The organism is Methanothrix harundinacea 6Ac (genome assembly GCF_000235565.1).
Classification (GTDB): domain Archaea; phylum Halobacteriota; class Methanosarcinia; order Methanotrichales; family Methanotrichaceae; genus Methanocrinis; species Methanocrinis harundinaceus.
The window spans coordinates 2,019,682-2,033,277 of record NC_017527.1 but is presented as its reverse complement, the minus strand read 5'-3'; the positions used below and the strand labels follow the sequence as shown (position 1 = coordinate 2,033,277).

Sequence of the window (13,596 nt, the reverse complement as noted above, 5' to 3'; positions counted from 1 at the left end):
ACCAGCCCATCTCGGCTCCGAGGCGCTCTTCCTCACCTGTTTCCTGAGTAGGGGGTTAAGGGGTCCCGGTTGTGCCAGGACCGAGCCATGTAGATGAGGTTCTTCTGCATCTCCGAGTCCTCGACTCCAAGTCTTCTCATGAGGATTCGAAGATCCCGGCGGCTGTAGCTGCTGCTGAAGAGAAACTCGGCGACGATCTCCATCAGATCCCGATAGGTAGGCTTCGCCTCTTCGGCGAAGACCTCGGCCAGAAGAGAGAGGACCGGCGGGCTCAGGGAGTCGGAGTCTATCCTGATCCCCGCCCCCTTACTCACCAGGTTCTCCAGGCTTCTCTGATCCTTAACTCCAAAACAATCCTGCTGCACCTTCATGCACCCCCGAAATCCGCCATCTCGGGTCGTGGGGTGCGGCCTCTCGCATCCGACGGGTCCGCACAAAATAGATCCTAAGGCGCATGGTTATTTATAACTATCTAATATAAATTTGTATCATCTTATAATACCCATAATGATTAATTGTTTGGAATTATTGTCGGCTCCGATTGCTGGATTAAAATCGGCAGGAGAAGCGGCGGTGTAAGAGGGGGCAGGAAGAGGGGGGCGAAAAAGACGGTCCCGCCTCAGACGTAGCCGACGTTGTAGTCGATGGGGGTCGACCGACGCGCGCACTCCGCCCCGGAGGTGAGGCCGTCCTCCACCATCTTCTTTAAGAGGGATGGGCCGGCGGCCCCCACCATCTCCAGCACCGGCCTTCCGCCGCAGAAGAGCTTGAAGGTCGGGGTGGCCATGACGCCGTACCTCTCGGGGGTGAAGGAGTTCTCCATGACGTTGATCCGGACGAACTTCACTTTGCCCTCAAACTCCCTCGCGTACTCCTCAAAGGAGGGCATCATCATCCGGCAGTGAGGGCAGGCGGGGGAGTGGAACATGACGAGGGTGGGCCCCACGGACCTCTCGACCACCTCCTCCCAGCTTATGTCCGTCGCTTCGACGATGTTAGTCATAGTATCACCAATAATAAATTGGAATATGAGATCGATCCCTTGAACAGAGAAAAAATTAAAATGGGTCGATCGCTTCACCGAATTTCCGGAGGGATCTGGTAAGCCGATCGACCTGATGACCGAGGGGCTAGCTATGAGGCCTTAGTCCACATCCCCCTCTATCTTGAACGAGACCCTCACCTTAGCCCTGTAGGCGACGATCTTTCCGCCTTCGAGCTTCACGTCCAGCTCCCTCACCTCGGCGACCCTCAGGTCCCTCAGGCTCTTGGCCGCCTTCTCGATGGCTGACTTCGCCGCATCTTCCCAGCTGGTCGGGGAGGACCCCACCAGCTCCACAATCTTATATACGCTCTCGGTCATTGGTTATACCTCCTTAGAAATGTGAATTATAATTATTGAAGTCAAAGTTTATATAATTTTTCCAGGGTCAGGGGGCGAGGCTTCTATCCGTCCCATCCACCCCGGAGACCGGGGGCGAAGTCATCTCATTTTGCGGCGATCATCCCAAGCCACCTCCGGCCACCATGAAAAAAGATGCATGAGGCGGCCCCTCGCTCCTCCTCAAAGAACTCTGCAGCCTCTTCGAGGCTCAGATGGTCCTCCTCCTTGATCTTCTCCTGATCTGTGGAGCCGGGTCCCATGGCCTGGGTCTTATGGGATATCGCCGCCATCTTTTACCTCCTACCGTTGGCCTGAAGTTCGATCTATAGCGCTGCATCCGCGCGGAGAAGGGGCCTCTTCCTGGATGGAGAGCGATCCCCAAAAGACGAGCCCGACCTCCAGGAGGGAGGCGCCGACCAAGAGGAAGGCCTCCTTTGGACTCCTCGATCAACGGATCGGCCTCCATCCTCCGGCAGGGAGTGGTCCCACTCACCTCCTTTTATAGTGGCGGGGTGCAGGGGTAGAGAAAACCCCGGTCTTTAGGCCGGGGATGAATCGTACCCCGCCTTAAGCGATGAATCTTTAAATATTATAGCAGCATAAGTGAGTATAATGCTTAAAGCCTTCAAATATAGAATCTATCCGACAAAAGCACAGCGGTCTAAGATGGAACAGACCTTGGAGCTGTGCAGATGGACCTATAATGAGACTTTAGCATATCGAAAAAACTCTTTCGAACAAGAAGGCAAATCCGTATCTAAGTATGAGACTCACAACTTGCTGCCAGAGTGGAAGAAAAACAAACCAGAACTAACGGAGGTATTCTCTCAGACCCTCCAGAACGTCCAAGAACGGGTAGATCTGGCCTTTAAAGCGTTCTTCCGAAGGGTCAAAGCAGGAGAGGCCCCGGGGTATCCCAGGTTCAAGGGGAAAGGATGGTATGATTCGTTCACCTATCCACAGCTGGGATTCAAACTGTCTTTAGGGAAGCTGCGTCTCTCCAAGATCGGAGATATCAAGATCAAGCTCCACCGACCCATCGAAGGTAAGATCAAGAGGTTAACCGTTCGGAGATCTTCGACCGGAAAATGGTTTGCCTGCTTCTCAGTGGAGATCGATGATCCTCCGAAGCCTCCCTGGAAAGATGGGTTGATGGCGGGCATCGATGTGGGGCTGGAGAGTTTCGCTACGCTCTCCAACGGAGAGAAGATCGATAACCCCCGGTTCTTTCGATCTGAGGAGAAGGCGTTGGCCAAAGCTCAAAGACGACTATCCAAATATGAGAAGGGAACTCCTGAGAGGTGGAAAGCTCTCAAAGTCGTCCAGCAGACCCATGAGCGGATAGCCAACCGCAGATACGATTTTGCCCATCAGGTCAGTCATAACCTGGTCGAAAGGTTTGGGCTGATTGCTTTCGAGGATCTGAGTATCACGAACATGCTTAAGAACCACTGCCTGGCTAAAGGCATATCAGACGCTGCCTGGAGGATGCTAGTAATAACCACATCGTACAAGGCTGAGAGCGCCGGTTCGAAAGTGGTTCTAGTAGATCCTAGGAACACAAGTCAGCTATGTTCCAGGTGCGGTCTTAAAGTCAACAAGTCGCTATCGGATCGGGTCCATGAATGTCCTCAATGCGGGCTAGTCATGGACCGTGATGAGAATGCGGCGATAAACATTTTGAGACTGGGGCTACAGTCTCTGCCAAAAGCTAGAAGCTCCGCCCTTCAGGGCGGGGAGTAGTCACCTCAGCGAAAGGTCTAAAGAGGCCGGTGGCGATGGAGGAGGGATGACCGATGCAGAAGGGGCGGGGTTTGACGACGAGCTCTCGACCCTCGCCCGGATCTCGGAGAGGGCCGCTGAATCTATAATCCGCCAGAAGGAGGTGGTCGTCGCCTCCCACGTCGACGCCGACGGCCTCACCTCCGCCGGTATAATCTCGATCGCCCTCGATCGGGCGGGGGTAGACCGCAAGACCCTCTTCTTCAGGCAGCTGGACCTCCCCGCCCTGGAGGAGATCGCCGACCTCGGCCCCGACCTCGTCATCTTCACCGACCTCGGGTCCGGGATGCAGGCGGAGATCCTCGAGATGGGCCTATCGGCGGTCGTCGCCGACCACCACCGCCCCCAGGGGTCGGGGGTGGATCTCCACATAAACCCCCACCTAGTCGGCCTCGACGGCGCAACCCACCTCTCCGGGAGCGGCTCCTCCTTCCTCCTCGCCCGGGCCCTCGCCGGGGCCGTCGGCTCCGGAGGCGGAAATGATGACCTATCGGCCTTGGCGATAGTGGGCGCCGTCGGGGACCTCCAGGACATGGCGAGGGGAAGGCTCGTCGGCCTCAACCGGTGGGTCCTGGAGGTGGGGGTCGGGGCTGAGGTCCTCTCCTACTGCCGCGACCTGAAGCTCTTCGGAAAGCAGACGAGGCCGGTCTTCAAGATGCTGGAGTTCTCCTCCGATCCGTATATACCGGGCCTCTCGGGGGACGAGGACGCCTGCATATCCTTTCTGAAGGAGCAGGGGATCAGGCTGAAGGGAGAGAGGTGGCGGCGGTGGATCGACATGAGCCCCGAGGAGAAGGGGAGGATCGCCTCGGCCCTGGTGAGACGGGGCCTGCGGGCCGGCCTCTCCAACGCCCAGCTGGAGAGGCTCGTCGGCGAGGTCTACACCCTCCTCTCCGAGCAGGAGGGGACGGAGCTCCGGGACGCGAGCGAGTACTCGACCCTCCTCAACGCCACCGCCCGGTACGGCCACTCGGGGGTCGGCCTTGCGGTCTGCCTCGGGGACCGGGGCCGGGGGCTGGAGGAGGCGAGGCTTCTTCTCGCCGAGCATCGGCAGAACCTGGTAAACGGCCTGAAGCTGGTGAAGGAGGAGGGGATCGTCCCCTTATCCCACATCCAGTACTTCGATGCCAAAGACAGGATCCTGGATACCATCGTCGGGATCGTCGCCGGGATGAGCTTTCAGACCGCCGACAGGAGAAAGCCGATCATCGCCTTCGCCGCCGCCGAGGACGGGAGGCTGAAGGTCTCCGCCCGGGGGACCCAGGACCTGGTGAGGGCGGGGCTGAACCTGGCGGAGGCGATCTTCCGGGCCGCAGAAGAGGTGGGGGGGGTGGGCGGAGGGCACAACGTCGCCGCTGGGGCGACGATCCCCCCGGAGGCGAGGGCGGAGTTTCTGGAGTTTCTGGACGCCATCGTCGGAGAGCAGCTCCGACCTTGACGGGGAGGAGGGCGGCTCCTGGCCGGGGTGGTTTATCGGAGCCAGCCGAAGAGGTTCGTCTCGTTCATCCCGCTCTTCACCACCAGGATCTTCTCGTCTATGCTGAAGTTGCCGATGAACTCGTGGCTGACGTCCACCATCACGTCCCTGATGTCCATCGTCTCCTGGTTGAGGACGAGGTACCCCATCCTTCCGGTGCCCCGGCTGAAGTTCGCCTGGATGGCGATATCGACCCAGTCGGGATTGCTCTGGAGGGCGATATCCGACGAGAGCCTCTCGCACCCGTCGAAGTCCTTGTAGGCGGACATCCCCAGGTAGTAGTTCTTGAGGGTGGTGGTATCGCTGAACTTCTGGTCGTAGGAGAAGAGGGACGCCTCCGGGTCGCTCTTGCTCCCAAGCCTCATCGGCTCGGGCCCCTGGAAGGCGAGGGCCGTCCCCGCCAAGAGCAGAACCGCCACCAACGCCACTACAGGCTTCATCATGGAGACCCTGTGAAGCTAATCCCCTATAACTCTTGCGAGATATCCCAGTGGAACTCGTCGCTCAGCTCTCCGGCGAAGACGGTGGCCGCCGGCCCGTCCATGTAGGCCCTATCGCCGTCGAAGGTTATCAGGAGGGGGCCGCCCCTCGTCTCGACGAAGACCTCGTCGCCGACCATCCCCATCCTCCGGGCTACGGCGGCGCTGGCCACCGACCCCGTCCCGCAGGAGAGGGTCTCCCCCTCCACCCCCCGCTCGAAGGTCCTCACCTGGAAGGCGTCGCCTATCCTGACGAAGTTCACGTTCGCCCCCTCCGGAAAGAGGCTGCTCCGCCGGATGTGGGGGGCGACCTCCTCGAGGGGGAGGTTCAAAAGGTCTTCGACGAAGATGACGGCGTGGGGAACGCCGGTGTTCACCGCCGAGACCTCGAACCCCTCCAGGGGCTCCATCAGGAACTCCCCCTCGCCGAGGGCGGGGATCCCCCTCCGGTCGAAGCAGGGGACGCCCATATCGACCCGGGCCCAGAAGTCGCCCCCGATCCCCCTCACCATCAGGGGGATGATCCCCGCCAGGGTCTCCACCTCGAAGGACTCCCCCACCATCCCGGAGTCCCAGGCGTACTTGGCGAGACACCGAACGCCGTTTCCGCACATCTCCGCCTCGGAGCCGTCGGGCTGGAAGAGGCGCATCCTCAGGTCCGCATGCTCCGACGCCCCCAGGAAGAGAACCCCGTCGCCTCCGACCCCGAAGTTCCGGTGGCAGCACTGGACGGCAAAGGAGCCCTTGAGGGGGTCGGCCACCTTCACCCCATCCTGCTCGTCTATCAGGACGAAGTCGTTCCCGTTCCCCTGGAGCTTGGTGAAGGCGATCCGGCCTGAGCTGGTCGGGGAACCCTCCACCCTCGCATCAGTCATCTCCTTCAGCTTCATTTTATATACCATGGTCTGTTCTCTAACAACGCGGCTTTATGGTGGTGATCTTATTAAACCCATTCTACAGGTTGCCCTGGACCTGCTGGAGCTGGACAGGGCAATTCAGATAGCTCTGGAGGCGGCCGACGGCGGTGCTGACTGGATCGAGGCCGGAACCCCCCTCATCAAGAGCGAGGGGATGGACGCCGTGCGCGAGCTGAAGAAGGCCCTGCCGGCTAAGAAGATCGTGGCGGATATGAAGACGGTGGACACCGGCGCCATGGAGGTGGAGATGGCGGCGAAGGCGGGGGCCAACATCGTGGCGATCCTCGCCTCCTCCGACGACTCGACCGTCCACGACGCCCTCCGGGCGGCGAGGAAGTACGGGGTCGAGGTCATGGTCGACCTCCTCGGCTCCCCCGACCCGGTGACGAGGTCTCGGGAGATGGAGGCCCTGGGGGTCGATTACATCTGCGTCCACGTGGGGATCGACCAGCAGATGATGGGCCGGAGGGCGATCGACTTCCTCGACGAGATCCTCGGCCACGTAAAGATCCCGGTGGCCGTCGCCGGCGGGATCGATGCGCCCTCCGCCGCCGAGGCGATCGCCGCGGGGGCCTCCATCGTCATCGTCGGGGGGAGCGTGGCCCGAAGCCCCGACGTCACCGCCTCCGGCCGGAAGATCCGGGAGGCGATGGACCGGGCCCATGAAGGGGTTATTAGGAGGGAGAGGAAGAGCATGGACGAGGAGATGTTCGAGATCTTCAGGGAGGTATCGACCCCGAACATCTCCGACGCCATGCACCGGAAGGGGGCTATGCGGGACGTCCTGCCCATAAACCCGGGCCAGAAGATCGTCGGAAGGGCGGTCACCGTCCAGACCTTCGAGGGGGACTGGGCGAAGTCGGTGGAGGCGATCGATCTCGCCGGCCCCGAGGACGTCATCGTCATCTACAACGGGAGCAGGTACGTCTCCTGCTGGGGCGGCCTCGCCACCCAGAGCTGCAAGATCAAAGGGGTGGCGGGGGTCGTCATCGACGGCGCCGTCCGGGACCTCGACGAGATCCGGGAGATGGGATACCCGATCTTTGCCAGTTCCATCACCCCCATGGCCGGCGAGCCGAAGGGGATGGGGGAGATCAACGCCGAGATCACCTGCGGAGGCCTCTCGGTCCGCCCCGGCGACTTGATCGTCGGCGACGACTCCGGGGTCGTCGTCATCCCGAGGGAGAGGGGGTACGAGATCGCCCGGAGGGCGAAAGAGGTCGAGAAGACTGAGAGCAGGCTCCGGGAGGAGATCCTCCGGGGAAGGACCCTCTCCGAGGTGGCAAACCTCAAGAGGTGGGAGAAGAAATAACCTCCCGCCGTAGATCCGAATTTATGAAGAAATGTGGACAAAAGACAACCCGTAAATACGTTGAATGCGGTTTGTGCGAAAGAGGATACTAGTATGGATCCAGAGACCTTCATCTCTAAATACGAGCCCAAGAAGATGGTGGCGATCTCCCTCGCCGTGCTGGCGGTGGCGCTCTCCATCCTGGGCTTCACCTACTTGAAGACGGGATCCCCCGTCAACCTGGGGGTCGAGTTCACGGGAGGGACGATAATCACCGTCCCCGTAGCTGAATCGGAGGGCGAGATAGCCGCGAAGCTGGCGAATTACCCGGTGACGGACATCAGGGACGTCGGCCATCGGTACATGATCCAGCTGGGGCCCATGGACGAAGCCAAATATCGGGAGCTTTCGGCGATGATAGAAGCTGAGTACGAGGAACCCGAGATCAAGTACATGGGGCCGGTCTACAGCACCCGCCTCCAGGAGCAGGCGAAGAAGTACATCCCGCTATCCTTCCTCTTCATGGCGGTGGTAATCTTCCTGATCTTCAGGACGCCCTTCGTCGCCCTGACGGTGATCCTCGCCGCCTTCTCTGACATCATGATCACCGCTGCCTGCATGAACATCGCCGGGGTGAAGCTCTCCCTGGGGACGGTGGCAGCCCTGCTGATGCTGATAGGCTACTCAGTGGACAGCAACATCCTCCTCAACAACAGGGTTCTAAAGCGGAAGGGGAGGACCGAGGATAAGGTGGTGGGGGCCTTCAGGACCGGGATCGCCATGACCAGCACCACCTTCTCGGCCATCTTCGCCCTATTCCTCGTCTCCACCTTCTCCTACCTAGTATCGTCCTCCTTCACCCAGATCAACATCCTCTTTGACATATCAACGGTCCTCCTCTTCGGCCTTCTCGCCGGTCTGATGAACACCTGGGTGATGAACTCAAACGCCCTTCGATGGTATCTGGCCCGTCCGAAGAAGTCGACCTCGGGGAGGAAGAGAAGATGACAGAGATCACAAAAGACCCCAGGATCATGATCTTCTTCGTGGCGGTGGCCGCGGCCCTGGTGATCCTGATCCCCATGCCCTCGGAAGACGGCTTCCATTCGAGGCTGAAGTACGGCCTCGACCTGGAGGGCGGATCATGGCTGCAGCTCAAGCTTCAGGGAGCGATAGTCCAGCCCCAGGTCGATCCGGTCAACATCCTGAAGAAGCAGTTCAGCGACTCCCTCGGCCAGCCCGTCGAGGTGGAGTGGCGCCCCAGTAGCTACGACTATCAGATCACCTTCGAGGGGAGGGCGGCGAGGACCGTCGCCGAGAATCTGGGATATCCCCAGGCGACCGTCACCCCGCGGGGCAACGCCACCGCCGTGACCCTCGAGGCCTCGCCGATCGGCGTGATCATGAACTACCTCAAGACCTCCCTCGACTCGGACGTCAAGTACCTGGAGTCGGACCCCATATCCTTCGAGGTGAGGTCGAACGTCACCAGGGAGGCCCTGGAGGCCATCCTGGCCGATGTGGGCGGGACCCTCGCCCCCGGGGAGGCGGGCTTCTCTGAGGGGGTGACCGAGGAGACGGTCGACGAGACGAAGCAGGTCCTGGACAGGAAGCTGAACCGCCTCGGCCTTGCGGACATCAAGGTCAGGGTGGTGGACAACAAGTTCATCCTCATCGATCTTGCAGGGGTCAGCGTCCACGACGCCCAGGAGATCGTCGGCAAGCCCGGGGTCTTCGAGATCAGGATCCAGACCACCGGCAACGAGTCGATGCACGTCCTCTACGGCGACCAGATCGCCGACGTATCCCTCCCTACGGGAGACCAGTCTGGAAACTGGGGCGTCCCCTTCACCCTCTCGGATGAGGGGGCGGTGGCCTTCCAGAAGGCTGCCCTGGATACGGGGGCTACGAGGAACCGGATGGAGCACGAGATCTCGATGAACCTGGACAACGAGCTGATCTTCTCCGCCCCCCTCGCCCAGGACCTGGCGGCGAGCCTGGAGGTGGCCCCCATGAGGAATATGGTGGCCCAGGTGGGAGGGGACAGCCAGAGGGCTCACGAGCTCTACATCCACCTGAGGGAGGGGGCTCTGCCCGTCAACGTGGAGATCATCGGATCCGGCCAGGTGACGGCCGCCCTGGGGGACCAGTTCAAAAAGCAGGTCCTGATAGCCGGGATCATAGCGATCCTGGCGGTGGGCCTTGTGATATACTACCGGTACCGCGATCCCAGGATCGTAATCCCGATGGTCGCCACCTCCTTCAGCGAGGTCCTGATGATGCTCGCCCTGGCGGCCCTCCTGAAGTGGCAGCTTGATCTGGCTGCCATCGCCGGGATCATCGCCGTCATAGGGACCGGCGTAGACCACCTCGTCATCATCACCGACGAGCTCCTCTACGAGGGGAAGATGCCCAGCGGCAAGATCTACCTTGCCAGGCTCTCCAGCGCCTTCGGGATCATCATGGCCGCCGCTGCGACGACGATCGTAGCGATGCTCCCGCTATTCGCCATGGGCTTTGGAGCCTTCAAGAGCTTCGCCTTGGTCACCATAGCGGGGGTCCTCATCGGCGTCTTGATAGCCAGGCCCGCCTACGGCAGGATCATCGGCAGGATCATGCAGGCGGGCGAGTGAAGAGACGAAAAAGAGACGAGGCGCTCTCCGGGGATGGGCCGATTCGCCCATCCCCTCCAATTTTATTTCGTATTCTTACCCTTCCGGGGGTGGAATGCCCTTGCGGTTTATAGCCGCGCGATCTATTCTCCAAGCCAGCTCGCCATCTCACCCGCGGCGCTGATCGTCTCGTTGCAGATCTGGTTCATGAAATCCTCGGGGAGCTTCTGGTGGAGGGGGATCGTCTCGCTGGCGGCGAGGGCTTTGGAGCCGTCGAAGTTGACGTAGGCGATCCGGGCCGATAGCTCCCTATTAGGGCGGCCGAAGGCCGACCCCGGGAGGATCGCCACCTTTCGATCCGCGAGGAGCCGCTCGCAGAGGGTGGCGCCGTCTTGGATCCCCCGTCTCGAGAGGCGATCCGCCAGGGGCGAGAGGTCGACGAAGAGGTAGAACCCCCCCTCCGGGGCGTGGACCCGGGCGCCCGCCTCCCTGAGGACGGCGTAGAACTCCGAGCCGAGGGTCGATAGGATCCTCCGGGCGTGCCAGAGGTACCTCTCGATGGCTATCCCGCCCCGGAAGGCCTGGACGGCGGCGAACTGGATCGGGGCGGAGACGGAGGTGTAGGTCTCGCTGGCGACGGCGGCCATCGCCTCCAGGAGCCAGTCCATATCCGGGGGGAAGGTGAAGGTTCCGAGCCTCCACCCCCCGGCGCCACACCACTTGGAGAGGCCCGAGCTTATGATCGTCCCCTCGGGGTAGAACCGGGCGACAGAGACGTGCTCGCCCCGGTGGTGGAGCTGGCCGTAGATCTCGTCGGATAGTAGGACCAGCTCGTACTCCCGGGCGACGCTGGCGATCTCCTCCAGCTCCTCCGGCGAATAGGTGAGGCCGTCGGGGTTTCCCGGGTAGTTCAGGACGAGGATCCTCGGCCGGTAGACGTCCTGCTCCCCCTCCAGGAAACGGGCCAGCCTCTCGGAGGTTATGTGCCACTTGTCGTCGAAGGTGGTGTGGAGGAGGCGGACCTTCTTCCCCAGGATCTGGGCCTGGGGGACGTAGGAGACCCAGGCGGGGGTGGGGACGATGATCTCGCCGTAGTAGACGAGCTGGAGGAGGAACATCAGCTCCTTGGAGCCGGGGCCGACGAGGACGTTCTCGGGGCTCGCGCTGACGCCGTCCTTTCGCCGGTGGAAGTCGGCCACCGCTTCCCTCAGGGCAGGAAGCCCCTTCACCGGGAGGTAGTCCTTCTCGGAGGCGTAGAGGCGGAGGGCGTTGACGACCGGCGTAGGGACGGGGAAGGGGGACTGGCCGAGGCCGAGGTTTGCGACCCTCTCCCCCTGGCTTTCGAGGAGCTTGCACCTTTCGTTGATCGCCAGGGTCGGCGAGGGCTCGACCCCCCGGACGTTGATGTTCAGGCTGACGTGTTTTCTCAGGGTCATCTCTTCGTCCTCCATCTTCGGGGCTCGATCGGATCCGTCGGCTCTTCGGCATAGGTTTCGGCCGCCGCGATCGATCCCCTCGGTCCAAGGGCGAAGGTCCGATCCGTCGGCCTGACCCGGGACGTATGACCGGATCCGTCGGCTCGGAGGAGGGGTCTCTAGAGCCTCCGATATAACACTTATTATAGATGCAATCAATCCCCCTCCCTGAAAATGGAAGGAAGGGTTCGATGACTGGATTGTATCGGGTTTTGGAGCCTGGGTCGAAGCGGATCGTCGATCTATGGAGCATCGAGGGCGGTTTCTGCGGCAGAGGAAAGGGGGGTCGGACCGTCCTCTCGATCTTCCTCGCCGGCCTCCTCCTGGCGGCGGCCGCCTCCGCCGCCGGAGAGAACGTCACCCTGGGGGGGTACGAGGTCTCCTTCGACCTCGGCGATTATGAGGGGTACTCCCTGGGGTTTGAGGAGGTACCTTACGCCACCGTCGACGGCGAGGAGTATCCTGCTCATGTATGCTGGATTTATGCGGACGGTCCGATGATGATCGCCCTCACCGACTACGGCGTCCCGATGGAGGCGACGAGCTCCCTCACCAGGAGGGCTGTGACGTACTACCTGAACAACGCCAACTGCACCAGCATCCAGACCCATGAGGTCCAGATCGACGGAAAGCCCGCGATCCTGGGCCTCGGGGAGAGGCCCAGCGGCGCGATCCTCGTCTGCGCCGTCTACTGGCCCGACATGCGCGAGGTTAACGGGACCCTCTATGCTCAGGTGGACTGCACAATCGCCTCCGAGGCGTCGGTGGCGGTGACCGAGAGCCTCCTCAACTCGATCCGGGTCGTCGTCCCCAGCGAAGAGGGCGGCGGATCGGAGAGGGAGAAAATCGAGCTTTGAGGCGGGGCTGAGGTATCACGGCCTTTGGGAACTCCAGGGGATTTCAGATGATGGCCCAGACCGCCGCCCCCACCAGGGCGCCGAAGAGGGTCGCGAAGAGGTTGACGCCGTTGTTGCTGAGGAGGCCCCTCGACTGGAGGGTGGCGCCGAGGAGGCTATCGAAGTTCGTCCCGAGAAACCCCCCCAGGAGGGCGGCGGCGAAGCCGCCGCACCCGGCCATCCCCGTCGCGATTGCGAGGCCGCCGGTGAAGAGGGCGCCGAAGAGGGAGGCGGCCTCGCCGAGGAGGGTGACGCCTCCATCGACCCCCGGCTCGACGGAGCGGAGGTTCGTGATCATCTTCGGCTTGGATCGGGCCGTCTCGCCGATCTCGCTCGCCAGGGTGTCTCCGGTGGCGGTGGCGACCGACCCCAGGAAGGCGAAGGCGAACAGGTCTGACCCGTAGACCCCGTAGAGGACCGCCATCGCCAGGGGTACGAGGCTGTTGCTGTAGACGTTCTTGTACCCCCGGACCCCGCCCCGGGCCTGGGCGATCCGAAGCTCCTGCTTCTTCGCGTACTTGTAGCGGGTGAAGCCGCTCCCCAAAAGGTAGAAGGAGAGGAGGAGGAGGAACCAGAAGATATCGGCGAAGAAGATGACGAGGAGGCAGATTATCACCTCGCTGATGACCGCCTCGGCGTCGGCGGCCTTCATCCTGTAGGCGCCGATCCCCAGAGCCAGGGCGAAGAGGTATATGCCAGCCATGTATTGGAGATCCGGAAGAGGATAGTCGAAGCAAAAGAGCCACATCACCATGCAGGAGCCGAAGGGGACGGCGAAGTCCCGGGAGGTGGAGGCGGTGTGGAGGAAGGCGCCGGAGAGCCCCCCCAGGGTCGCGAGGAAGAGGATCCTCTCCGGCTCTATCCCGGCCCCGAGGGCAGGACCTGCCCCCAAGGCCGGGGGAAGGGTCGTCCAGAGGATGGCGACGTACCCCAGAGCCGTCGTCGTCGCCAGGTAGGCGAGGCTCTTGGCGAGATCTTTGAACCTATCCGAGACGAGGGCCCCGAAGGTGGGGGCTACGAAGGATACCGCCACCAGGTAAAGGGGGAGGTGGAAGCTCGTCGCCTCCAGGGCGAAGCTCAAGGTTAGGAGGAAGGCGAGGGAGGCGGCGAGGACCCGGACCCCCCTCTCCATCAGGAATAAGGCGGATAAGGGGAGGATGGAATAGACCCCAGCGTAAGGGAAGAGGAGGACCGTCATCCCTACGCACGCCCTCGCCACCGCCTCTCTCTTCATGGGCCGCTAGATGAAGCCGATCGCAAAAATACTTTCTCTCCGAGAGACC

At 61.8% G+C, this 13,596-nt stretch carries 14 protein-coding genes; 6 read left to right on the top strand and 8 right to left on the bottom strand.

Going from position 1 to position 13,596, the window contains the following annotated elements:
* Nucleotides 1–32: 32 nt before the first annotated feature.
* The 4 genes from MHAR_RS09570 to MHAR_RS09555 all read right to left on the bottom strand — a co-directional run bounded on the left by MHAR_RS09570 (nucleotide 33) and on the right by MHAR_RS09555 (nucleotide 1,674).
* Complete coding sequence (locus MHAR_RS09570) at nucleotides 33–437, bottom strand: hypothetical protein (protein ID WP_143763381.1); 405 nt, start codon at nucleotides 435–437, stop codon at nucleotides 33–35.
* Nucleotides 438–619: 182 nt separating this feature from the next.
* Nucleotides 620–1,003: a thioredoxin family protein gene (locus tag MHAR_RS09565; RefSeq protein ID WP_048144589.1), complete on the bottom strand. Its 384-nt coding sequence runs from the start codon at nucleotides 1,001–1,003 to the stop codon at nucleotides 620–622.
* 141 nt (nucleotides 1,004–1,144) lie between these two features.
* Nucleotides 1,145–1,363, bottom strand: coding sequence for a dodecin family protein (locus MHAR_RS09560; protein ID WP_014587409.1), 219 nt, complete (start codon nucleotides 1,361–1,363; stop codon nucleotides 1,145–1,147).
* A gap of 125 nt (nucleotides 1,364–1,488) precedes the next feature.
* On the bottom strand, nucleotides 1,489–1,674 hold the full coding sequence (locus tag MHAR_RS09555) for a hypothetical protein (protein WP_048144588.1): 186 nt from the start codon (nucleotides 1,672–1,674) through the stop codon (nucleotides 1,489–1,491).
* Between the two features lie 322 nt (nucleotides 1,675–1,996).
* Between MHAR_RS09555 and MHAR_RS09550 the strand changes: the two genes are divergently transcribed.
* The gene (locus tag MHAR_RS09550; RefSeq protein WP_014587408.1) at nucleotides 1,997–3,127 is read left to right on the top strand and encodes an RNA-guided endonuclease InsQ/TnpB family protein; all 1,131 of its coding nucleotides are present in this window, start codon (nucleotides 1,997–1,999) and stop codon (nucleotides 3,125–3,127) included.
* A gap of 46 nt (nucleotides 3,128–3,173) precedes the next feature.
* Nucleotides 3,174–4,604 carry a DHHA1 domain-containing protein gene (locus MHAR_RS09545; RefSeq protein ID WP_014587407.1) on the top strand — a complete coding sequence of 477 codons (1,431 nt, stop codon included), beginning with the start codon at nucleotides 3,174–3,176 and terminating at the stop codon, nucleotides 4,602–4,604.
* Between the two features lie 32 nt (nucleotides 4,605–4,636).
* Here MHAR_RS09545 and MHAR_RS09540 read toward each other — a convergent pair whose 3' ends face one another.
* On the bottom strand, nucleotides 4,637–5,086 hold the full coding sequence (locus MHAR_RS09540) for a hypothetical protein (RefSeq protein ID WP_048144587.1): 450 nt from the start codon (nucleotides 5,084–5,086) through the stop codon (nucleotides 4,637–4,639).
* 23 nt (nucleotides 5,087–5,109) lie between these two features.
* A complete protein-coding gene (dapF, locus tag MHAR_RS09535) occupies nucleotides 5,110–6,012 on the bottom strand; it encodes a diaminopimelate epimerase (RefSeq protein ID WP_143763541.1) in 903 nt (300 codons plus the stop codon).
* A gap of 10 nt (nucleotides 6,013–6,022) precedes the next feature.
* Between dapF and hxlA the strand changes: the two genes are divergently transcribed.
* The 3 genes from hxlA (at nucleotide 6,023) to MHAR_RS09520 (ending at nucleotide 9,963) form a co-directional block, all read left to right on the top strand.
* Nucleotides 6,023–7,351, top strand: a complete 1,329-nt coding sequence (gene hxlA / locus MHAR_RS09530) for a 3-hexulose-6-phosphate synthase (protein ID WP_014587404.1) — start codon at nucleotides 6,023–6,025, stop codon at nucleotides 7,349–7,351.
* 93 nt (nucleotides 7,352–7,444) lie between these two features.
* Nucleotides 7,445–8,338: a protein translocase subunit SecF gene (locus MHAR_RS09525; protein WP_014587403.1), complete on the top strand. Its 894-nt coding sequence runs from the start codon at nucleotides 7,445–7,447 to the stop codon at nucleotides 8,336–8,338.
* The gene (locus MHAR_RS09520; RefSeq protein ID WP_014587402.1) at nucleotides 8,335–9,963 is read left to right on the top strand and encodes a preprotein translocase subunit SecD; all 1,629 of its coding nucleotides are present in this window, start codon (nucleotides 8,335–8,337) and stop codon (nucleotides 9,961–9,963) included. The genes MHAR_RS09525 and MHAR_RS09520 overlap by 4 nt, the downstream gene beginning before the upstream one ends.
* 122 nt (nucleotides 9,964–10,085) lie before the next feature.
* On the opposite strand, the gene MHAR_RS09515 is transcribed toward MHAR_RS09520, so the two are convergent.
* Nucleotides 10,086–11,378 carry a pyridoxal phosphate-dependent aminotransferase gene (locus tag MHAR_RS09515; protein ID WP_048145019.1) on the bottom strand — a complete coding sequence of 431 codons (1,293 nt, stop codon included), beginning with the start codon at nucleotides 11,376–11,378 and terminating at the stop codon, nucleotides 10,086–10,088.
* A 230-nt stretch (nucleotides 11,379–11,608) separates the two neighbouring features.
* Here MHAR_RS09515 and MHAR_RS09510 point away from each other — a divergent pair, with 230 nt between their 5' ends.
* Nucleotides 11,609–12,274 (top strand): hypothetical protein, encoded by a 666-nt coding sequence (locus MHAR_RS09510; RefSeq protein WP_014587400.1) that lies wholly within the window; start codon nucleotides 11,609–11,611, stop codon nucleotides 12,272–12,274.
* Between the two features lie 43 nt (nucleotides 12,275–12,317).
* Here the strand turns inward: MHAR_RS09510 and MHAR_RS09505 are convergent, their stop codons facing one another.
* On the bottom strand, nucleotides 12,318–13,547 hold the full coding sequence (locus MHAR_RS09505; protein WP_014587399.1) for a DUF92 domain-containing protein: 1,230 nt from the start codon (nucleotides 13,545–13,547) through the stop codon (nucleotides 12,318–12,320).
* Between the last annotated feature and the right edge of the window lie 49 nt (nucleotides 13,548–13,596).

Excerpts from the sequence above, each read along its gene's own strand:
- dapF (WP_143763541.1), bottom strand. The coding sequence starts at position 6,012 with ATGAAGCTGAAGGAGATGACTGATGCGAGGGTGGAGGGTTCCCCGACC.
- MHAR_RS09555 (WP_048144588.1), bottom strand. The coding sequence starts at position 1,674 with ATGGCGGCGATATCCCATAAGACCCAGGCCATGGGACCCGGCTCCACA.
- MHAR_RS09565 (WP_048144589.1), bottom strand. The coding sequence starts at position 1,003 with ATGACTAACATCGTCGAAGCGACGGACATAAGCTGGGAGGAGGTGGTC.
- hxlA (WP_014587404.1), top strand. The coding sequence starts at position 6,023 with ATGGTCTGTTCTCTAACAACGCGGCTTTATGGTGGTGATCTTATTAAA.
- MHAR_RS09545 (WP_014587407.1), top strand. The coding sequence starts at position 3,174 with ATGACCGATGCAGAAGGGGCGGGGTTTGACGACGAGCTCTCGACCCTC.
- MHAR_RS09520 (WP_014587402.1), top strand. The coding sequence starts at position 8,335 with ATGACAGAGATCACAAAAGACCCCAGGATCATGATCTTCTTCGTGGCG.
- MHAR_RS09540 (WP_048144587.1), bottom strand. The coding sequence starts at position 5,086 with ATGATGAAGCCTGTAGTGGCGTTGGTGGCGGTTCTGCTCTTGGCGGGG.
- MHAR_RS09505 (WP_014587399.1), bottom strand. The coding sequence starts at position 13,547 with ATGAAGAGAGAGGCGGTGGCGAGGGCGTGCGTAGGGATGACGGTCCTC.
- MHAR_RS09510 (WP_014587400.1), top strand. The coding sequence starts at position 11,609 with ATGACTGGATTGTATCGGGTTTTGGAGCCTGGGTCGAAGCGGATCGTC.
- MHAR_RS09560 (WP_014587409.1), bottom strand. The coding sequence starts at position 1,363 with ATGACCGAGAGCGTATATAAGATTGTGGAGCTGGTGGGGTCCTCCCCG.
- MHAR_RS09525 (WP_014587403.1), top strand. The coding sequence starts at position 7,445 with ATGGATCCAGAGACCTTCATCTCTAAATACGAGCCCAAGAAGATGGTG.
- MHAR_RS09515 (WP_048145019.1), bottom strand. The coding sequence starts at position 11,378 with ATGACCCTGAGAAAACACGTCAGCCTGAACATCAACGTCCGGGGGGTC.
- MHAR_RS09550 (WP_014587408.1), top strand. The coding sequence starts at position 1,997 with ATGCTTAAAGCCTTCAAATATAGAATCTATCCGACAAAAGCACAGCGG.